This window comes from Vibrio pomeroyi (genome assembly GCF_024347595.1).
Classification (GTDB): domain Bacteria; phylum Pseudomonadota; class Gammaproteobacteria; order Enterobacterales; family Vibrionaceae; genus Vibrio; species Vibrio pomeroyi.
In genome coordinates, this window is the sequence record NZ_AP025506.1 from 2,357,525 (window position 1) to 2,373,971 (window position 16,447).

Annotated in this window: 16 protein-coding genes; 9 read left to right on the forward strand and 7 right to left on the reverse strand. The window is 45.3% G+C overall.

Annotated elements, in window-relative coordinates; all coding sequences use genetic code 11:
• Positions 1–140: 140 nt before the first annotated feature.
• The 6 genes from OCV12_RS10305 (at position 141) to OCV12_RS10330 (ending at position 3,845) form a co-directional block, all read left to right on the forward strand.
• Complete coding sequence (locus tag OCV12_RS10305; protein ID WP_239848818.1) at positions 141–1,028, forward strand: LysR substrate-binding domain-containing protein; 888 nt, start codon at positions 141–143, stop codon at positions 1,026–1,028.
• Positions 1,029–1,367: 339 nt separating this feature from the next.
• Complete coding sequence (locus OCV12_RS10310; protein ID WP_176680104.1) at positions 1,368–1,616, forward strand: hypothetical protein; 249 nt, start codon at positions 1,368–1,370, stop codon at positions 1,614–1,616.
• Between the two features lie 108 nt (positions 1,617–1,724).
• Complete coding sequence (locus tag OCV12_RS10315) at positions 1,725–2,291, forward strand: septation protein A (RefSeq protein ID WP_261884597.1); 567 nt, start codon at positions 1,725–1,727, stop codon at positions 2,289–2,291.
• Positions 2,292–2,558: 267 nt separating this feature from the next.
• Positions 2,559–2,957, forward strand: a complete 399-nt coding sequence (gene yciA / locus OCV12_RS10320; protein WP_017061510.1) for an acyl-CoA thioester hydrolase YciA — start codon at positions 2,559–2,561, stop codon at positions 2,955–2,957.
• A 194-nt stretch (positions 2,958–3,151) separates the two neighbouring features.
• A complete protein-coding gene (locus OCV12_RS10325) occupies positions 3,152–3,448 on the forward strand; it encodes a YciI family protein (RefSeq protein ID WP_017631803.1) in 297 nt (98 codons plus the stop codon).
• Between the two features lies 1 nt (position 3,449).
• The gene (locus tag OCV12_RS10330) at positions 3,450–3,845 is read left to right on the forward strand and encodes a GspS/AspS pilotin family protein (protein ID WP_176680106.1); all 396 of its coding nucleotides are present in this window, start codon (positions 3,450–3,452) and stop codon (positions 3,843–3,845) included.
• Between the two features lie 75 nt (positions 3,846–3,920).
• Here the strand turns inward: OCV12_RS10330 and metE are convergent, their stop codons facing one another.
• Positions 3,921–6,266 carry a 5-methyltetrahydropteroyltriglutamate--homocysteine S-methyltransferase gene (gene metE / locus OCV12_RS10335; RefSeq protein ID WP_261884598.1) on the reverse strand — a complete coding sequence of 782 codons (2,346 nt, stop codon included), beginning with the start codon at positions 6,264–6,266 and terminating at the stop codon, positions 3,921–3,923.
• Between the two features lie 281 nt (positions 6,267–6,547).
• Here metE and OCV12_RS10340 point away from each other — a divergent pair, with 281 nt between their 5' ends.
• Positions 6,548–7,459, forward strand: coding sequence for a LysR substrate-binding domain-containing protein (locus tag OCV12_RS10340; RefSeq protein WP_132742993.1), 912 nt, complete (start codon positions 6,548–6,550; stop codon positions 7,457–7,459).
• A gap of 139 nt (positions 7,460–7,598) precedes the next feature.
• On the opposite strand, the gene OCV12_RS10345 is transcribed toward OCV12_RS10340, so the two are convergent.
• Both OCV12_RS10345 and OCV12_RS10350 read right to left on the reverse strand, forming a co-directional pair.
• Positions 7,599–7,799: a DUF4250 domain-containing protein gene (locus OCV12_RS10345; RefSeq protein WP_004741624.1), complete on the reverse strand. Its 201-nt coding sequence runs from the start codon at positions 7,797–7,799 to the stop codon at positions 7,599–7,601.
• Between the two features lie 113 nt (positions 7,800–7,912).
• Positions 7,913–8,593, reverse strand: a complete 681-nt coding sequence (locus OCV12_RS10350) for a hypothetical protein (RefSeq protein ID WP_261884599.1) — start codon at positions 8,591–8,593, stop codon at positions 7,913–7,915.
• Between the two features lie 237 nt (positions 8,594–8,830).
• Between OCV12_RS10350 and OCV12_RS10355 the strand changes: the two genes are divergently transcribed.
• Positions 8,831–11,233, forward strand: coding sequence for a YgiQ family radical SAM protein (locus tag OCV12_RS10355; protein WP_261884600.1), 2,403 nt, complete (start codon positions 8,831–8,833; stop codon positions 11,231–11,233).
• Between the two features lie 101 nt (positions 11,234–11,334).
• Here the strand turns inward: OCV12_RS10355 and OCV12_RS10360 are convergent, their stop codons facing one another.
• Positions 11,335–11,973, reverse strand: a complete 639-nt coding sequence (locus OCV12_RS10360) for a helix-turn-helix domain-containing protein (RefSeq protein ID WP_261884601.1) — start codon at positions 11,971–11,973, stop codon at positions 11,335–11,337.
• A gap of 131 nt (positions 11,974–12,104) precedes the next feature.
• Between OCV12_RS10360 and OCV12_RS10365 the strand changes: the two genes are divergently transcribed.
• Positions 12,105–13,319: a benzoate/H(+) symporter BenE family transporter gene (locus OCV12_RS10365; protein WP_261884602.1), complete on the forward strand. Its 1,215-nt coding sequence runs from the start codon at positions 12,105–12,107 to the stop codon at positions 13,317–13,319.
• 75 nt (positions 13,320–13,394) lie between these two features.
• Here OCV12_RS10365 and OCV12_RS10370 read toward each other — a convergent pair whose 3' ends face one another.
• From OCV12_RS10370 to OCV12_RS10380, 3 genes are read right to left on the reverse strand one after another with little or no spacing between them, the layout of a single operon-like run.
• The gene (locus OCV12_RS10370; RefSeq protein WP_261884603.1) at positions 13,395–13,859 is read right to left on the reverse strand and encodes a GtrA family protein; all 465 of its coding nucleotides are present in this window, start codon (positions 13,857–13,859) and stop codon (positions 13,395–13,397) included.
• A complete protein-coding gene (locus OCV12_RS10375) occupies positions 13,846–15,333 on the reverse strand; it encodes an ArnT family glycosyltransferase (protein ID WP_261884604.1) in 1,488 nt (495 codons plus the stop codon). Before OCV12_RS10375 ends, OCV12_RS10370 begins: the two co-directional genes overlap by 14 nt.
• On the reverse strand, positions 15,330–16,349 hold the full coding sequence (locus OCV12_RS10380; protein ID WP_017630946.1) for a glycosyltransferase family 2 protein: 1,020 nt from the start codon (positions 16,347–16,349) through the stop codon (positions 15,330–15,332). Before OCV12_RS10380 ends, OCV12_RS10375 begins: the two co-directional genes overlap by 4 nt.
• Positions 16,350–16,447: the final 98 nt, after the last annotated feature.

Consider the following 16,447-nt stretch of genomic DNA (forward strand, 5'->3'; position numbering starts at 1 on the left):
CTTTCATATTCAAAAAATGTGATTTATACACATATTGAATCACTAATGATGAGTAAGTATTTACATTCAAACAGAACACTATTGATAAATGAATCGAAATAATCACATAATAGCCATGATAAAAAATCATAGGTAACGATATGAACAACACACTCCCTTCAACCAAAACCTTGCTCGCATTCCTGTCTACCGCAAGGCATCTCAACTTTACACGCGCGGCACATGAGCTCAATGTGACGCAAGGTGCGGTGAGTCGTCAGGTATTGTCGTTTGAAGAAAGCCTTGGGTGTGATCTCTTCTATCGCCATGCTCGTGGTTTGTCATTAACGCCTAAAGGGGAAGAACTGGTTCCTCTCATTCAAGGGACCATTCAGCAGCTGCAATCAGCACTTAATCAGGTCGCGAGTTCTCCCTCTAAGATAAAACTCAATGCCCCGAGTTGTATTACCTCTTGGCTATTACCTAAGTTAATGTCGTTTCAACAAGCCTACCCTGAGATTGATGTCGAGCTCACATCGACCATCAAGCACGTTTTTGAGCCTAGCTTTGATCCCTTCGATGCGGTAATCACCTATGGCAAGAAACCAAGCCAGCACTCAATTGTTAGTCAACTGCTGTTCAACGAACAACTCGCCCCTATCTGCCAAGCACAGAGTATTGTTCCAAGCCACTTGATTGATAGCACTTCAACTGTCATCAAGCCGCACAAGCTTGCTCAGTACACTTGGTTACACGCTAACAATGAGCAAAGTGACTGGCGACTTTGGTTAGAACACATCGGCAGCCATGATCTTTCCAGTAAGAATAACCAACAATTTGCCACACTCGACCAAGCGATGAACGCGGCCATTCAAGGGTTTGGGATAGCGATAGGCGATATCACACTCGCTAAGCAAGATATCGATTTGGGTAGATTGGTGAAAGTGAGCGAAGGCAGTGTGTTCTCCGGCAACGGTTACTTCTTGCTGCAACCTAAAAATCGTCAAAATGCGTCATTATCGACTCTGGTAGATTGGCTCGTTGATTAAAGGAATAATTGAAACGAATCCAATAAGGTTATTTTAAACAAGGCTTTATAAAGGGAAAGCACCCTCGCTCGTCAGAATGAGAATCAAGTGATTCCCAAATTGATGTAAGAAATCGATTCTCAAAATAAAACTATTCCTCTTCCACAACGTATTGTTTGGGTGAGAGCAGACGAAACCTTCTATTAGCTCAATGAAAATACAAATCAAATCATTTCGTTAGGTTAAAAGATCTGTCCTCATAGAGAAAATGGCATTCGAATTGCTTTGTCATAGATAACCCAACCAATATACAGCAGGTTGCATCTTATTCATCATGCAGCTTGTCACGGAGGATAGGCTATGACCTTACAAAGACATACGTATTACGGCTTGATTCACCACGGAATTAAGACCTTGCTAATGGATAGAGTTGGTCACTTTACTGAACGTGAATATCACGAATATCTCGACCTGACGACAGGAAAATCAACGTGTTTTGCCATGAGCGAGCAAGAGCTTGAGAACACCTTAGATAATCTAAAAAGCGAAGGCTATTTAGAAGACATCAAGAAGTTGATTCCTCGCTACCAAACTTCGTCAATCCGCTGACTAGTTCTTAACAAAATTAGTTTTACAGCCAATTGCCTCGGGCTATTTAGCATCGGGGCAATTTTAGTTAGACTGTTTGCAACTCAACTAACTGGATAGTCAGTCCACATGAAACAAATTCTTGATTTCATCCCTCTCATCATTTTCTTTGCGCTCTACAAGATGTACGACATCTACACCGCGACAGGTGCGTTGATTGTTGCCTCTGCAGTACAGATTGTTTTGACGTACTTAATCTACAAAAAAGTAGAGAAAATGCAGGTGGTCACGTTCCTTATGGTTGCCGTATTTGGTGGCATGACCATCTTCTTACACGACGACAACTTCATTAAATGGAAAGTAACGATCGTTTACGCTCTGTTCGCTATTGGCCTGACAGTCAGCCACCTTATGGGCAAGTCAGCCATTAAAGGCATGTTGGGTAAAGAGATCACACTGCCTGATGCCGTATGGGGAAAAATCAACTGGGCTTGGACTCTGTTCTTTACCCTATGCGCCATTCTCAACGTTTACGTTGCTTTCAGCCTGCCGTTGGATGTCTGGGTTAACTTCAAGGTGTTTGGCTTGCTCATCGCGACCTTGTTGTTCACATTACTGACAGGTGTGTACATCTATAAGCATTTGCCAAAAGATCAGCAGAAAGAGTTAACGGATAAAAATACCGACGAGAAGTAACCCTAAGGGATGAGTCCTCATTCCCTTTTTGATACAATTCTTATCAATATGCTATTTAACAGTGGCCAATGATACTCGTGATCATTGGCCACTGGCTTTTTTGTGTTGCGGAAACTGGTCAAAATAAAACCTATTATTTAATGACAATCTCACTAAATTAGCGGTCATCTGGTCTCTTGTTGTTCATTGCACTCATTTGCCAATGTGCTTAACCAGTCAACACATCAGTTTTTATTTAAGATAATCAATACCACCAAGAGTACTACAATGACGATTCAATCAACTTTGAACCCTATTGGTTCTTTACTTCTTCGCACATTAGCGATGCCTTCTGACACCAATGCTGCGGGTCAGATCTTCGGTGGTTGGATAATGTCTCAGCTCGACCTAGCTGGCGGCATCTTGGCGAAAGAGATCTCTAACGGCAAGATTGTGACTGTTTCAGTATCAAGCATTGAATTCAAACAACCTGTATCGGTTGGCGATGTGGTGTGTGTGTATGGCGACTGTACCAAAATTGGCCGTAGCTCGATGAATATCGACTTAGAAGTATGGGTTAAGCCTGTGCTTGATCACGGCATAGGCGACCGTTACAAAGTTTGTGGCGCGACCTTCAACTACGTGGCTGTTGATGAAAGTGGCAAGCCTCGCCCTATCAACAAATAGTACTTTTCACTAAGTCATACACGTCAGTGGTCTTTAGTTTCAGCAAATGAAATCGCTAAAGACCATACTGCTCTCTCGCACCATTTCACAATTTCTTATCATTAGCCCTTCCAATACCAATTAGTTCGCGTAAATTAGCAAGATAGCGAATTTAAACGCCCCAATTCAGTGAAGTAAAATAAGGATATCTCAATATGTGGTACGTGATTTTTTCTCAAGACGTCGAAAATTCATTAGAAAAGCGCCTAAGTGTTCGCCCACAACATCTAGAACGCCTACAAACACTTCACGATGAAGGCCGACTTTTGACAGCAGGTCCAATGCCAGCTATTGATTCGGATAACCCTGGCGAAGCGGGTTTCACAGGTTCTACTGTGATTGCTGAGTTTAACTCTTTAGAAGACGCACAGGCATGGGCAGACGCGGACCCGTATATCGAAGCTGGTGTCTACCAAAATGTCATCGTAAAACCATTCAAGAAAGTATTTTAACGTGAAAAAATGGATTATTGGCTCACTGGCGATGGCTCTGCTTGCAGGCTGTGCTTCAAGTGAGCAAGACCAACAAAGACAACTCGAGATGATGGCGCAGCACCGTGCTGGCGTTTTATCTGCAGGCCTACCGATTGAGTATGGCCCGTTGTCGGTCATGCGAGTACTCGCAAAAAACACCGTGATTGAAATCATGATGATCTACAACCAAGATGCTAAAGGTGCGAAGCCTTTAAACCAAGTTGTCGATATGAGTGTGAACAGCTACTGCACTAACTCAGAAGTAAGAGCAAACCTAGACATGGGCTTGGCTTACAACATCAAGATTCGCAACACACGCGGACAATTGATGGTTGAGAAGCTGATCAGCAAAGATACTTGCCAGAGCAGCAGCTAGATTCGAACATATATAAACGTCAAAGCCTCGCAGTCGCGAGGCTTTTTGTTTTGAGTCATCTAGCTCTAATGATAGTTAAGCTTCTGCTGACTCCCACTCTTTACGCAACTCCTTAGTCGCAGAGACTAAATTAGTCAGTGCTGCTTCTGTTTCTGCCCAATTGCGAGTCTTCAGGCCACAATCTGGGTTTGCCCATAAGCGTTCTGCCGGAATTTTCTCCGCTGCTTTCTTCAACAGACCAATGATCCACTCTTGCGATGGAATGTTTGGCGAGTGAATATCGTAAACACCTGGGCCAATCGCATTCGGGTAATTGAACTCTTCAAACGCTTTAAGCAGTTCCATGTTCGAACGAGAAGTCTCAATGGTAATCACGTCGGCGTCTAGTGCAGCCACTGAATCAATGATTTCGTTGAATTCGCTGTAACACATGTGAGTATGAATCTGCGTCTCTGGCTTAGCACTCGCGGCTGAGATCTTAAAGGCATCTACCGCCCACTCTAAGTATTCTGCGTGGTCGCGTTTTTTCAGAGGCAAACCTTCACGAATCGCTGGTTCATCAATCTGAATAATGTTGATTCCCGCATCTTGTAGGTCAGACACTTCATCACGCAGCGCAAATGCCAATTGGTTAGCGATCTCTTTACGTGAGATATCTTCACGTGGGAACGTCCAACACAAGATAGTGACAGGACCAGTAAGCATGCCTTTCATTTGTTTAGAAGTTAGAGATTGTGCGTAGGTCGACCACTCCACCGTCATCGGTTTTTCGCGCTCGATATCTGCCACCACAATCGCAGGTTTCACGCAGCGAGAACCATAGCTTTGCACCCAACCAAATTTGGTGGTTTGAAAGCCTGCTAGATTCTCAGCAAAATATTCCACCATATCGTTACGTTCCGCTTCGCCATGCACCAACACATCTAAGTCGAGTGCTTCTTGGCGTTTCACCGCATCCGCGATGTGACCTTTTAATGCGGTGGTGTATTCCGCTTCGCTCAACTTTCCTGTGCGATAAGCGCTACGTTGAACACGGATCTCGCCAGTCTGTGGGAACGAACCAATGGTTGTGGTCGGCAGTAAAGGTAAACCTAAAACCTCAGATTGGTGTGCAGCGCGTTCTGCATAAGGTGCACTGCGCTCCGCTAATGCTTTGGTAATAGTATTAATACGAGCCTGTACCTGCCGCTTATTTACGTGAGTCGCGCTCTTGCGGGCAACAATCGGCTGGCTATAAGTCTCACACGCTAAAATGGCATTTTGATCGCCGTCTAGCGCCGCACCCAATAAGCTAACCTCTGTGACTTTCTGTTTCGCGAAAGCAAACCAGCTTTTCACTTCATCGCTAAGCGAATCTTCCAACTCTAAGTCAACAGGGCTGTGCAGCAGCGAACATGAACTCGCCACCCAAAGCTTATCGCCTAGCTTCTCTTTCACAGGTTGCAGTTTCGCTAGCTGGGTAGCCAAGTCTGCTCGCCAAACATTGCGTCCGTTGATGACACCAGCAGACAGTACCCACTCGTCCGGTAGTTTACTCACGACTTCATCGAGCTGTTGTGGCGCAGCGGTTAAATCAATATGTAAGCCATTCACTGGCAGTTTGACGATTTTGTCTAAGGTGTCCGTCACCGAATCAAAGTAAGTGGTCAATAGTAGCTTCACATCACCTTGAATTACTTGATAAGCCAATTTGAATGAATCGGCCCACTGCTTTTCAAGCTCAAGCGACAGAATAGGTTCGTCGATTTGCACCCACTCAACACCCAGTTTGGCAAGCTTAGCTAAAATCGCTTGGTAGGCAGTCAGCAAGCGCGGCAACAAGGCTAAGCGATCAAAGCCCTCTTCTACTTCCTTACCCAAGTACAAGTAAGACAACGGACCAAGAAGGACTGGTTTAACCTTATGTCCAGCTTGAATGGCTTCATTCACCTCATCAAACAGTTGCGGCCAGCTCACTTCAAACGAATCATCTTTACTGAATTCTGGAACAATGTAGTGATAGTTAGTATTGAACCACTTGGTCATGTCAGATGCAGCAGCACCGTCTTGAGCGCTTTCTGAACCATGCTTCCCACCACAACAAGTAGCTTCAACTTGTGATTGCCCACGTCCCACTCGGAACAAGGTATCTAAGTCTGGGAAGGCTTTTTCTTCTTCAGATCCACCAGCGTGGCGTTGTGGCACATGACCTAAAAGCAAAGTCGTAGTTAACACATGGTCGTACCATGCGAAGTCACCCGCAGTTGCAAAGCTTAGATTCGCGTCGGCTTGTACATTCCAGTTACGATTTCTCAGTTCGCTGCCGAGCTGCTTAAGTTGTGATTGGTCAATATCACCACGCCAGTACTTCTCTAATGTGAATTTGAGTTCGCGTTTTTCACCGATGCGTGGGTAGCCAAGAATATGCGTTGTCGTAGTCATGAACCTGTTCCTTATTCAATAATTGTTAGTATCTTTTCAGACCACCTGTTGAAAATTTCGCTTTTTCAAAAAGGCGTCTGGATGGCTAAACTATCCACCCAATCTGAATAATGAACAACGTCCAAATATTCATCTTGTTTATTAAAAATATTCATCTTGAATAAACCAAAGATGAGGTAATTAAATCCATCTGGACATCTAGACGTTTACAAATGATAAAAAACCCCGTAGGGTGATTATTAAGAAATATTGAATTGGCTTAGGGAATATGAGGAATACTCATGATAGAGCTTAAACACCTTCGAACATTGACTACCTTGAGAGACAGCGGCTCACTGACAGCAACCGCAACCTCTCTTCATTTGACGCAGTCGGCGCTTTCTCACCAATTGAAAGACCTTGAGGCGCGTATTGGCGGTCAGCTTTTCCTACGTAAAACTAGGCCAGTTAAGTTCACTTCTGAAGGTGAGATTTTGCTTAAGCTCGCCGATGAGATACAGCCAAGAATCGCTAAAGCAGAGAACGAACTCGCAAGCCTGAAAGAGGATGTGAATGGTCGTTTACACATGGCGATCGAGTGTCACTCATGCTTCCAATGGTTAATGCCCGCTTTGAAGGAGTACCAAGTTGCTTGGCCAAGCGTGACATTAGATTTTTCATCGGGCTTTGGTTTTGAGCCTCTACCCGCATTAATGGCTGGTGAATTAGACTTGGTGATCACCTCCGACATTCAGCCACGTTCAGAGGTTCACTATGAGCCACTTTTCGATTTCGAGATGCGTTTGATCACTGCAATTAACTCGCCTTTGGCCGACAAACCAAGCATTGATCCGCAAGATCTTAGCGATCTCACTATGCTCTCCTACCCTGTTCAAAAGCAGCGCTTGGATGTGGTGAAGCACTTTTTACAACCTGCAGGCATTGAACCGAAGAAATGGAAACAGGCAGACAACACATTGATGTTGGTACAAATGGTATCGGCAGGATTAGGTGTCGCGGCATTGCCAAATTGGGCGATCAGTGAGTTTTCAAGACAGGGCTTAATCGCCAGTAAACCTTTAGGTAAAGGGCTTTCAAGAAGACTGTTTGCAGCGGTAAGAAACTCAGAAAAAGACAAGCGCTACCTGCAAGCATTCTTTAGTACGGCAAGGCAACAGAGTAAGAGTCACCTTGATGGTATTGAGGTCGTTTAACGATAACCATCATCAGCTAGCTCCTCTTACACCAAGCACAAGAGACAACCGTCAGAAACAAAAAAAGTCACAGATAATCTGTGACTTTTTAGTTTCAGTACCGATAATTTTCGATATCTGTTGATTCGCGAAAAATAGACTATCTTGCGTAAGATTTAAACTGGTTAGTCAGTGGGTCGTATTGATAGCCAAGCATATCCAGCTTACCGACGACACTTTCTATATCCATCTCATACATGCTAATGAGCTCTTCAAAACTGTCGCACTCTAAGCGCAGTTTCTCGTTCACGATTCCCAGCAAGATAATGCTATCCAGACTTTTGACGTTGCTTAAATCCATCTCGTACTCCTTACGAACACACTAACTAGAATTAAGTTTAGAACGCTTACCAAGGTCACGCTAAAAAACAGATCACACTTCTTAAATCAGATACGTGGTTACCATACCCAAAGTTACATTGCCCAAACTGGCGTTAAACCAACAGCGGCCGCTAATAACATCAGCAATGAAACTGTCAGTTGAAGCTTTTCAGGTGTCTTAACAAACAATAGATGCCAACACCACACTACGATAGAAGAGATCAACAAAGCGAAGCTAAATAGTAACGTGGAAATTACTGGCTCTAACTGAGCTTCAGAGAGTGAGTAAACGTTCACGACTGTCGCCAGTACCACCAGCATCCCCGTCAATACACCCACCACAGGCAAAACACGGTGGAATGCTTGCAAACGCGTTCTTGCGATCGTCAGCAGTAAATGGCCAAACGCAGCGCCTAACAATACCACCAACAGCAGAGTTGTAATGATGCCGACTGTGGTTGCTTGCTCAGTCGCTTGAATAGCAACGTACGACAATGCCAAACCACACGCCAAATACATAACCCAAATAGGGCCAGAATCACGTGTCTTTTTGGTTTGAACTTGAGAATAGAAATAAAAGATTGCGAACACGACCAGAAAGGCTTCAATTTTCACTGAAGCAACCGCTAGCCAAAGCACGCCAATTGCAGGCAACATCTTGTGAATACGGCCACGTTGTCCCGGGCAAATATCCCCTTTCACCAAGATGAGGGTTAAGATCAGTTGGGCTCCTAAAAGCATTGGAGCAAATTGTACTAATAACGTTTCGACCATTGTGGATCTACTTCTTCAGACTTATTTTCGCGAATAATATCAAAAACTGCTGCGAACACTAATCAAAATCACAAATTAGCGACGTTATTCAAGGCTTCAACTATGCTGTTGTATGGCTCTTTTGCTGCTTTTAAAAGCGATATAGCGAAAGACACCAGAACTAACAGGGGCATGTTCTACTGGCTAGTCAGGGCGCATGCCGCTATAATTCCCGCCTCAAAAATCAGAGGTCGAAATATGTACAGCGATATCACTCCTATTCACGAACACAAAAAATACTGGGCCGAGTGCTACGGAACTGCACCCTTTTTGCCTACCAGTAGAAAGGAGATGGATGCTCTTGGATGGGATAGCTGTGACATTATTATTGTAACTGGTGACGCGTATGTCGATCACCCGAGCTTTGGTATGGCTATCATTGGCCGTCTTCTTGAAGCTCAAGGTTTCCGCGTGGGCATTATTGCTCAACCTAAGTGGGACAATAAAGATGCCTTCATGAAGCTAGGTAAACCTAACCTATTCTTCGGCATCACAGCGGGTAACATGGACTCCATGATCAACCGCTACACCTCTGATCGCAAATTACGTCACGATGATGCTTACACGCCAAATAACGAAGGTGGTAAGCGCCCTGACCGTGCAACTCTGGTTTATTCTCAGCGTTGTCGCGAAGCCTACAAAGGTACACCAATCGTACTTGGTGGTATTGAAGCGAGCTTGCGTCGTGTTGCGCACTACGACTACTGGTCGGATAAAGTTCGTCGCTCTGTATTGTTTGATGCGAAAGCAGACATCCTTCTTTTTGGTAACGCTGAGCGTGCATTGGTTGAAGTAGCACACCGCATTGCTGATGGCGAAGACATGTCAACGCTGACAGACATTCGTGGTACGGCAATCAACCTTGCTGCAGCGCCTGAAGGCTTCAAAATCATAGACTCTTCTCGTATCGAAAAGCCGAACAAAGCTTACGTGCCGGTAAACCCGTACGAAGTGGAAACGCAATGTGATACTAAGAAAGATGAGAAAGAAGAAGTAAAAGCGCAGCCGATTACGATTCGCCCTTCTCGTCACGATGCAAAAACAACAGCCGTTCGTATCCCAGGTTACGAAAAGCTAAACAACGACCGTATTCTTTACGCTCACGCTAGCCGTATCTTGCACCTTGAGACAAACCCGTATTCAGGTCGTGCTTTGATTCAACGTCACGGTGACCGTGAACTTTGGGTTAACCAAGCACCAATTCCATTGACGACTGAAGAGATGGATTACGTGTTTGGCCTTGCTTACAAGCGTGTTCCTCACCCTATGTACGGCAAAGCGAAGATTCCTGCATACGACATGATCAAAACCTCGGTGAACATCATGCGTGGTTGCTTTGGTGGCTGTTCTTTCTGTTCAATCACAGAGCACGAAGGTCGTATCATTCAGAACCGTTCGAAAGAATCTATCTTGGATGAGATCGAAGACATTAAAGATAAAGTACCTGGCTTTACCGGTACGATTTCTGACTTGGGTGGTCCAACGGCAAACATGTACCGTTTGGGTTGTTCAGATCCGAAAGCAGAAATTAACTGTCGTCGTCCATCATGTGTGTTCCCTAAGATCTGTGAGAAGCTGAACACAGACCACCAACACACGATTGACCTGTACCGCTCTGCGAGAAAAGTACCGGGCGTTAAGAAGATCATGATCGCGTCTGGTGTTCGTTACGACTTGGCGATTGAATCTCCAGAATACGTACGTGAGCTTGTAACGCACCACGTAGGTGGCTACTTGAAGATTGCTCCTGAGCATACTGAAAAAGGCCCTCTGGATCTGATGATGAAACCGGGCATGGGCACTTACGATCGTTTCAAAGAGATGTTCGAGAAGTACAGCGCTGAAGCCGGTAAGAAGCAGTATCTGATTCCTTATTTCATCTCAGCTCACCCGGGCACAGAAGATGAAGACATGCTTAACCTTGCGTTGTGGCTTAAAAAGCACAACTACGAGTGTGACCAAGTACAGAACTTCTACCCATCACCAATGTGTAATGCAACGTCGATGTACTACTCAGAGACGAACCCTCTGAAGCGTGTGAAATATAAAAAGCGTGAAGATGTGCCAGTGCCTAAAGGTGACCGTCAACGTCGTCTGCATAAAGCACTGCTTCGTTACCACGATCCAGAAAACTGGAAGATCATCCGTGAAGCGCTAATCGATATGGGTAAGAAACACCTTATCGGTGACAAGCCGGGCTGTTTGATTCCAGAAGAAGACTTTGATGCACAAACACCTGCACAACGTCGTAAGTCTGGTCGTCACGGTTCACAACGTTTTGCAACGAAGCACAGTAAATCTCAACCGGGTTTAGGCGGCGAGAAACCGCGTAACCATTCCAAATCTGGTAGCAATAAGCCTGGTGGTAAAAAGCCGAATGGTAACGGCAACGGTAGCCAAGGCAATGCTAACCAAGGTAACGGAAAGCAAAACGGTGGCGGTAATGGCAACGCTCGTAAACCAGCGACTGGCTTCATTAAGAAAGCCCCTGGTGGTCAATCACAAGGCAATGGCGGCGGAAACCGCAACAAAGGCGGCAATGCTCAAGGTGGTAAACCTGCTAGCAACGGAAAAAATCGCCAACGCGCGACACAACGTTAATATTGTGAGCCAATAAACTTAGTCATAATAAAATACAAAGCGCAGCTATTTAGCTGTGCTTTTTTGTGTCTTGAAGGTTTTCCAAGCCGTAACTAGCACAGTTATGAACGCTGCCATTGGTCAGGATAATGGATGATGTTATGGAAAACAGCTTGTTCAGTTCCAATGTTCTTGTATCCATGAAGTTGTTCGGCATTAAAGCGTACCGCTTGTCCCGGGCTCAATTCATACCAGCTATCATCGAAGAACACCGCCATACGACCTGAAATACACAGTATATGCTCGATCACCCCAGTGCTGTGTGGTTCAGAAAAATGCTCATAGTTCTCTGCTAGCCCAAGCTCATACACTTCAAAGCCTAACGAGGGTTCAAAAGGAAAAACAACACTGACTGAGAAGCCCTTATTCAGGCTTTCATCACGCAGTTCATTAGCGTCTCGGAACAAGCTCACTAATTCATCACTAGAGCAAGACAGGATCAAACTCGAAAACGAAACGTTCAAGCCCGTCGCGATTTGCCACAACTTGGCTACGGTCGGACTAGACTCTCCACGCTCAATCTGACCGAGCATTGCTTTACTGACTCCTGTCGCCTTTGAGGTCGCGTCTAGGCTCCACCCTTTCTCTTTACGAATGCGTTTTAAGTTGTGGCTGACTTGCAACTCGTCTTGACCACTCAAACTCTCTTTGAGATTAACGCTAGCTTCTACATTCACGTTCTTCGGCATGTTTTCGTTCATCTACCTACTTAAGTTTGCTCACGACTAAAATTATCACGAACAAAATTTATACAAATAGCACTTGTACGCTATAACGCACAAGTGCTAAGTTAGTTCTATGTATGTTATAACGCACAACAAGAGTGGTTAGTATGGGGCAGATTAAGTTTTCTCACATCAGTACTGGTTTTATTGCGGTATTTATCGGTTATGCGAGTGCGGCGGCGATCATCTTCCAAGCGGCGACCAGTGCAGGAGCAAGTCAGCAACAGATCGCTTCATGGTTTTGGGCGCTCGGAATTGGTATGGGTGTGTCGACGATTTTGCTTTCGTGGCGATACAAACAGCCAGTCGTGACCGCATGGTCTACGCCGGGTGCTGCGCTACTTATCACCTCATTGGATGGGCTCAGCGTAGAGCAAGCTGTGGCTATCTTCCTATTTAGCTCGCTGCTGATCACCATTACGGGTCTAACTGGCATCTTTGACACGCTACTTAAGCGAATCCCTACATCGATTGCCTCTGCAATGCTAGCGGGCGTGTTGTGGATGTTTGGCATCGGGATATTTACCTCTTTGTCTCAAGAAGCGATTATCATCGGCACCATGTTAGCCGCGTATATTTTTGCTAAGCCTAAGTTTGGTAATTTGTTGATTCCGTTTATCTTATTGCTTGCCGTCATCATGAGTGGAGTCGCGGGGAAGCTCGATTTATCGGATGTGAACTTAACGCTGACTCAGCCTATGTTCATCACCCCAGATTTTGACTTGGCGTCGCTGTTGAGTGTTGGTATTCCGTTATTTGTGGTGACAATGGCATCACAAAACCTGCCTGGGTTCGCGGTATTAAAAGCCAATGGCTATAACCCACCAGCGTCACGCATTATCACCACAACAGGCATCACGGGGTTATTACTTGCTCCCTTTGGCGGCTTTGCCTTTAACTTGGCAGCGTTAACAGGCGCAATATGTATGAGCCCAAATGCCGATCCTAATCCGAAAAGTCGCTACAAGGCAGCACTAGCGATGGGTGGTTTCTATCTGTTAGCAGGGATATTAGGCACAACCTTTGTGTCTCTGTTCTCATCGGTTCCGCAAGCCATCATTATAACCATTGCGGGATTGGCATTATTGCCAACTCTTGCGAACTGCCTAACAACGGCACTTGCTGATGAGACGCATAGAGAGGCTGCACTCCTCACCTTCTTGCTTACCGCTTCTGGGATTAATTTTGCCGGAGTTGGCAGCGCATTTTGGGGATTGTATTTAGGGTTAATTTGCTACGCGATAAAGAATTGGCAACTAAAAGCCGCTCGAACAAAACAGGCTCAACCTACACAAGCGAACCAAGGCAAAGAGCAGAGTTAAATTTACTCTTATAGCTATCCCAGAGATTCAATAAAAAAGGCAAGTCATTAGAAGACTTGCCTTTCTTTTTCTTTTTTAGCGGGTAAAGACCCAATACTGACTAAACAAGTAGTTAGTCACCATGCCGACCAAAATACCCACGGCCATCGCGATAAACACAGCCCCAGTAAACGCTGGCAGTAATTCAGTCATCAACTTAAAGCACAGTAGATTAGGCACTGCTGATATCGACGCTGAGAACATGAACTTTTGCCACTGAATCAGTTTATCAGACCAACTACCCTGCCCTTTGAACCCGAAAGTCAGCACACGATTACCAAACCAAGTTGTCGTTGCAGCCGCAATGAAAGACCCAATTCGCGCCGTCATTAAAGGCAAACCAACAATGTAATGCAGCAAGGCAAATACTACACAATCAACAACAAACCCACCAACACCAACCACAGCAAACCGAACCATCTTGTGATGGGACTGGAGCCTTTGACTGTGTGCCTGAAGCTTGTTGTTGAACATTTGCAGCCCTGAGTTAACGCTGAACATCACTTGCACTTCTAATGTGGCTCAGCGACAAATTTGGTTTGATGTTTTGGCTATGGCAACTAAACAAAGCGCGCTTTATTTTCACCGTTGGTTCCAAAATACACGTTAACGCGTTGTCTTTAATCTTGGTTTCTACTTCTGCTCTTTTACCAATCAAATAGAACTTGTCGATGCCATCTAGTTGTTCGATATCAAGCAGTTTTTTCGCTTGCCCGTGGCTATAAAACTGCCCAGAGAACGGTCGTTTACCGACATAAAAACTTGGTGATGAATCGGTGATCTGTTCAAAGATGATACGGTCACTCTTCTCGTTCGCCTTGCCTAAATTCAGGTAAACCATCGCTATCATCAGCAACACAGGCAGAACTAACGCAACGCTCGAGAACCACTTCTTATCTTTTTCCACCACAAGTATAGCAACCAACAAGCCAAGGGCTGGAATACCCGGTAACACGTAAGCAGGAAGAATATTGCCCGCCATGGTGAAAAGAATCAGAGGTGAAATCAACCAACACACAAGAAATGAAAACAGCCCGCTATTCTCAGCGTTAATTTCCGCAATTTTCTTACGTCGAGCAAACGCCAGTATCGGCAATACAATCGACCAAGGCGCAGCAGCTTGGATCCAGAATACCCAAATCATGCCTCGAGTTTCGTCATGAGCGGATCCGTAAAGATCCCCTTCCCAGCCACTCACAACAAAGCGCTTAAAGTGTTCGCCAACAATAAAGTAATCAATAAAACCCGGTGTCGCCATTTCTGCCATGATGTACCAAGGCAGAGCAATCACTAACATCACACCTAAACCAGACAACAATGGGAAACGTTGCCAAAGCGCTTTAAAAGCACCAAAGAAGCCATGTTGTAAGACCAACCAAGGGAACACTGCGATACCCATGATGACAATCGCTACCGGCCCTTTTGCAAGTAAGCCTAGCGCTAAACCAATAAAGCCAACGTAACCCCAATTTCTATTGGTCTTCGCATTCCCTTCGCCTTTCCGACCCTCTCCTCCTAGCCAACATAAATAGAAACCCAGCATGGCAATAGTCATCGCCAAGGTTAACGCTATGTCTGTCATCACCGCACCCGCAGCGATAGAGAAAATACCGCATGTCGCCAATACAACAGCTGCAACCAAAGCGCTTTGCCCTGTTCGCTTCGCCATGTATGCAGTCAGCAGAATTGTTACTACGCCCGCTAACCAATGGGGTGCACGAACGGCAAATTCACTCAGGCCGAACAGCTCAATACCCGCAGCGCTCATCCATGTAAACAATGGCGGCTTACCCCAGAAAGGAATACCGTAGTCGAATTGCGGTGTTAACCAGTTTCCTGTTTCCACCATTAAACGAGCCATTTCACCATAGCGCGCTTCGGTGGTGTCCATTAACGGATAAGTTGCCAGAGATAAAAGCCTTAGAACCAATGCAAAAGCCAACAAATACCATAGGTGCGTTCGGTTCAGGCTCATGCTGACTCCTCTAATTTAAAGTGTGTTTTTAATGCAGGTGTATCGACCACGGATTGGATCAGATACAAAGGGCGATTCTTGGTTTCGATGAAAATACGACCTATGTATTCCCCCATTAAACCAATACTCAGAAGTTGAATGCCGCCAAGGGCAAGTTGAACGACCATCATTGATGGGTAACCCGTGATTGGCTCACCAAACATCAAGGTTTTGAACACGATGACCATCCCATACACAAAAGCCGTTAGGGCAACGAGGCCACCGACTGCCGTTGCAATTCGCAGTGGTCGGATAGAGAACGAGGTAATGCCGTCCATCGCCAAGCCAATCAACTTCAAGTAGTTCCACTTGGTCTCACCACAAAAGCGAGCGTCGCGCTTAAATTGGATTGTCGCTTGTCTGAACCCCGGCCATGAGAAAATGCCTTTCATGTAGCGATTACGTTCAGGAAGTTGATTGATATGGTCGACGACTTCACGACTCAGCAGTCTAAAATCACCGACATTTTCAGGAACATCGATCTTGGCAGCCACGTTCATGACTTTGTAAAAGCTCGCCGCTGAAAACTTCTTAAACCAGGTTTCACCGTCACGCTGGCTGCGCTGCATGTTGACGACGTCATAACCTTCGCGCCACTTAGCAACCATTTGTGGGATAAGCTCAGGCGGATCTTGTAGGTCTGCATCTAACAAAATCACCGCTTGTCCGCGACAATGCTCAAGGCCAGCGCTCATGGCTGACTCTTTACCAAAGTTGCGGCTTAAACCAATCACCGAGATCGAGCTATTGATTGAAGTGAATGAACTCACCAAGTCCAAGCTGTTGTCTTTGCTGCCATCGTCGACATAAACAATCTCACTCGTTATCGGTAAGCTATCGAGAACCTTAGTGAGGCGAGAATGGAACTCTTCCAACACCTCTTGTTCATCGTAAAAAGGCACAATGATAGATAACGAGACCGCAGGGTTGATCTGCGATGTGGTTATCTTAGGGCGGCTAATATGAAGTTCAGACATAATATGTTCTTCTATTTTTTAATCTGGAGCCAATCTACCCTCCCACAAGTGAAAGTTATGTTATTGACATATTTTTCACGCTCGCTCAGGATAATGTT

What these genes read in the sequence shown, in the direction of transcription:
- OCV12_RS10370 (WP_261884603.1), bottom strand. Translation starts at nt 13,859, where the DNA reads ATGTTCAGCGTTAACTCAGGGCTGCAAATGTTCAACAACAAGCTTCAG.
- OCV12_RS10360 (WP_261884601.1), bottom strand. Translation starts at nt 11,973, where the DNA reads ATGAACGAAAACATGCCGAAGAACGTGAATGTAGAAGCTAGCGTTAAT.
- yciA (WP_017061510.1), top strand. Translation starts at nt 2,559, where the DNA reads ATGACGATTCAATCAACTTTGAACCCTATTGGTTCTTTACTTCTTCGC.
- OCV12_RS10345 (WP_004741624.1), bottom strand. Translation starts at nt 7,799, where the DNA reads ATGGATTTAAGCAACGTCAAAAGTCTGGATAGCATTATCTTGCTGGGA.
- OCV12_RS10315 (WP_261884597.1), top strand. Translation starts at nt 1,725, where the DNA reads ATGAAACAAATTCTTGATTTCATCCCTCTCATCATTTTCTTTGCGCTC.
- metE (WP_261884598.1), bottom strand. Translation starts at nt 6,266, where the DNA reads ATGACTACGACAACGCATATTCTTGGCTACCCACGCATCGGTGAAAAA.
- OCV12_RS10340 (WP_132742993.1), top strand. Translation starts at nt 6,548, where the DNA reads ATGATAGAGCTTAAACACCTTCGAACATTGACTACCTTGAGAGACAGC.
- OCV12_RS10380 (WP_017630946.1), bottom strand. Translation starts at nt 16,349, where the DNA reads ATGTCTGAACTTCATATTAGCCGCCCTAAGATAACCACATCGCAGATC.
- OCV12_RS10305 (WP_239848818.1), top strand. Translation starts at nt 141, where the DNA reads ATGAACAACACACTCCCTTCAACCAAAACCTTGCTCGCATTCCTGTCT.
- OCV12_RS10375 (WP_261884604.1), bottom strand. Translation starts at nt 15,333, where the DNA reads ATGAGCCTGAACCGAACGCACCTATGGTATTTGTTGGCTTTTGCATTG.
- OCV12_RS10325 (WP_017631803.1), top strand. Translation starts at nt 3,152, where the DNA reads ATGTGGTACGTGATTTTTTCTCAAGACGTCGAAAATTCATTAGAAAAG.
- OCV12_RS10365 (WP_261884602.1), top strand. Translation starts at nt 12,105, where the DNA reads ATGGGGCAGATTAAGTTTTCTCACATCAGTACTGGTTTTATTGCGGTA.
- OCV12_RS10310 (WP_176680104.1), top strand. Translation starts at nt 1,368, where the DNA reads ATGACCTTACAAAGACATACGTATTACGGCTTGATTCACCACGGAATT.
- OCV12_RS10350 (WP_261884599.1), bottom strand. Translation starts at nt 8,593, where the DNA reads ATGGTCGAAACGTTATTAGTACAATTTGCTCCAATGCTTTTAGGAGCC.
- OCV12_RS10355 (WP_261884600.1), top strand. Translation starts at nt 8,831, where the DNA reads ATGTACAGCGATATCACTCCTATTCACGAACACAAAAAATACTGGGCC.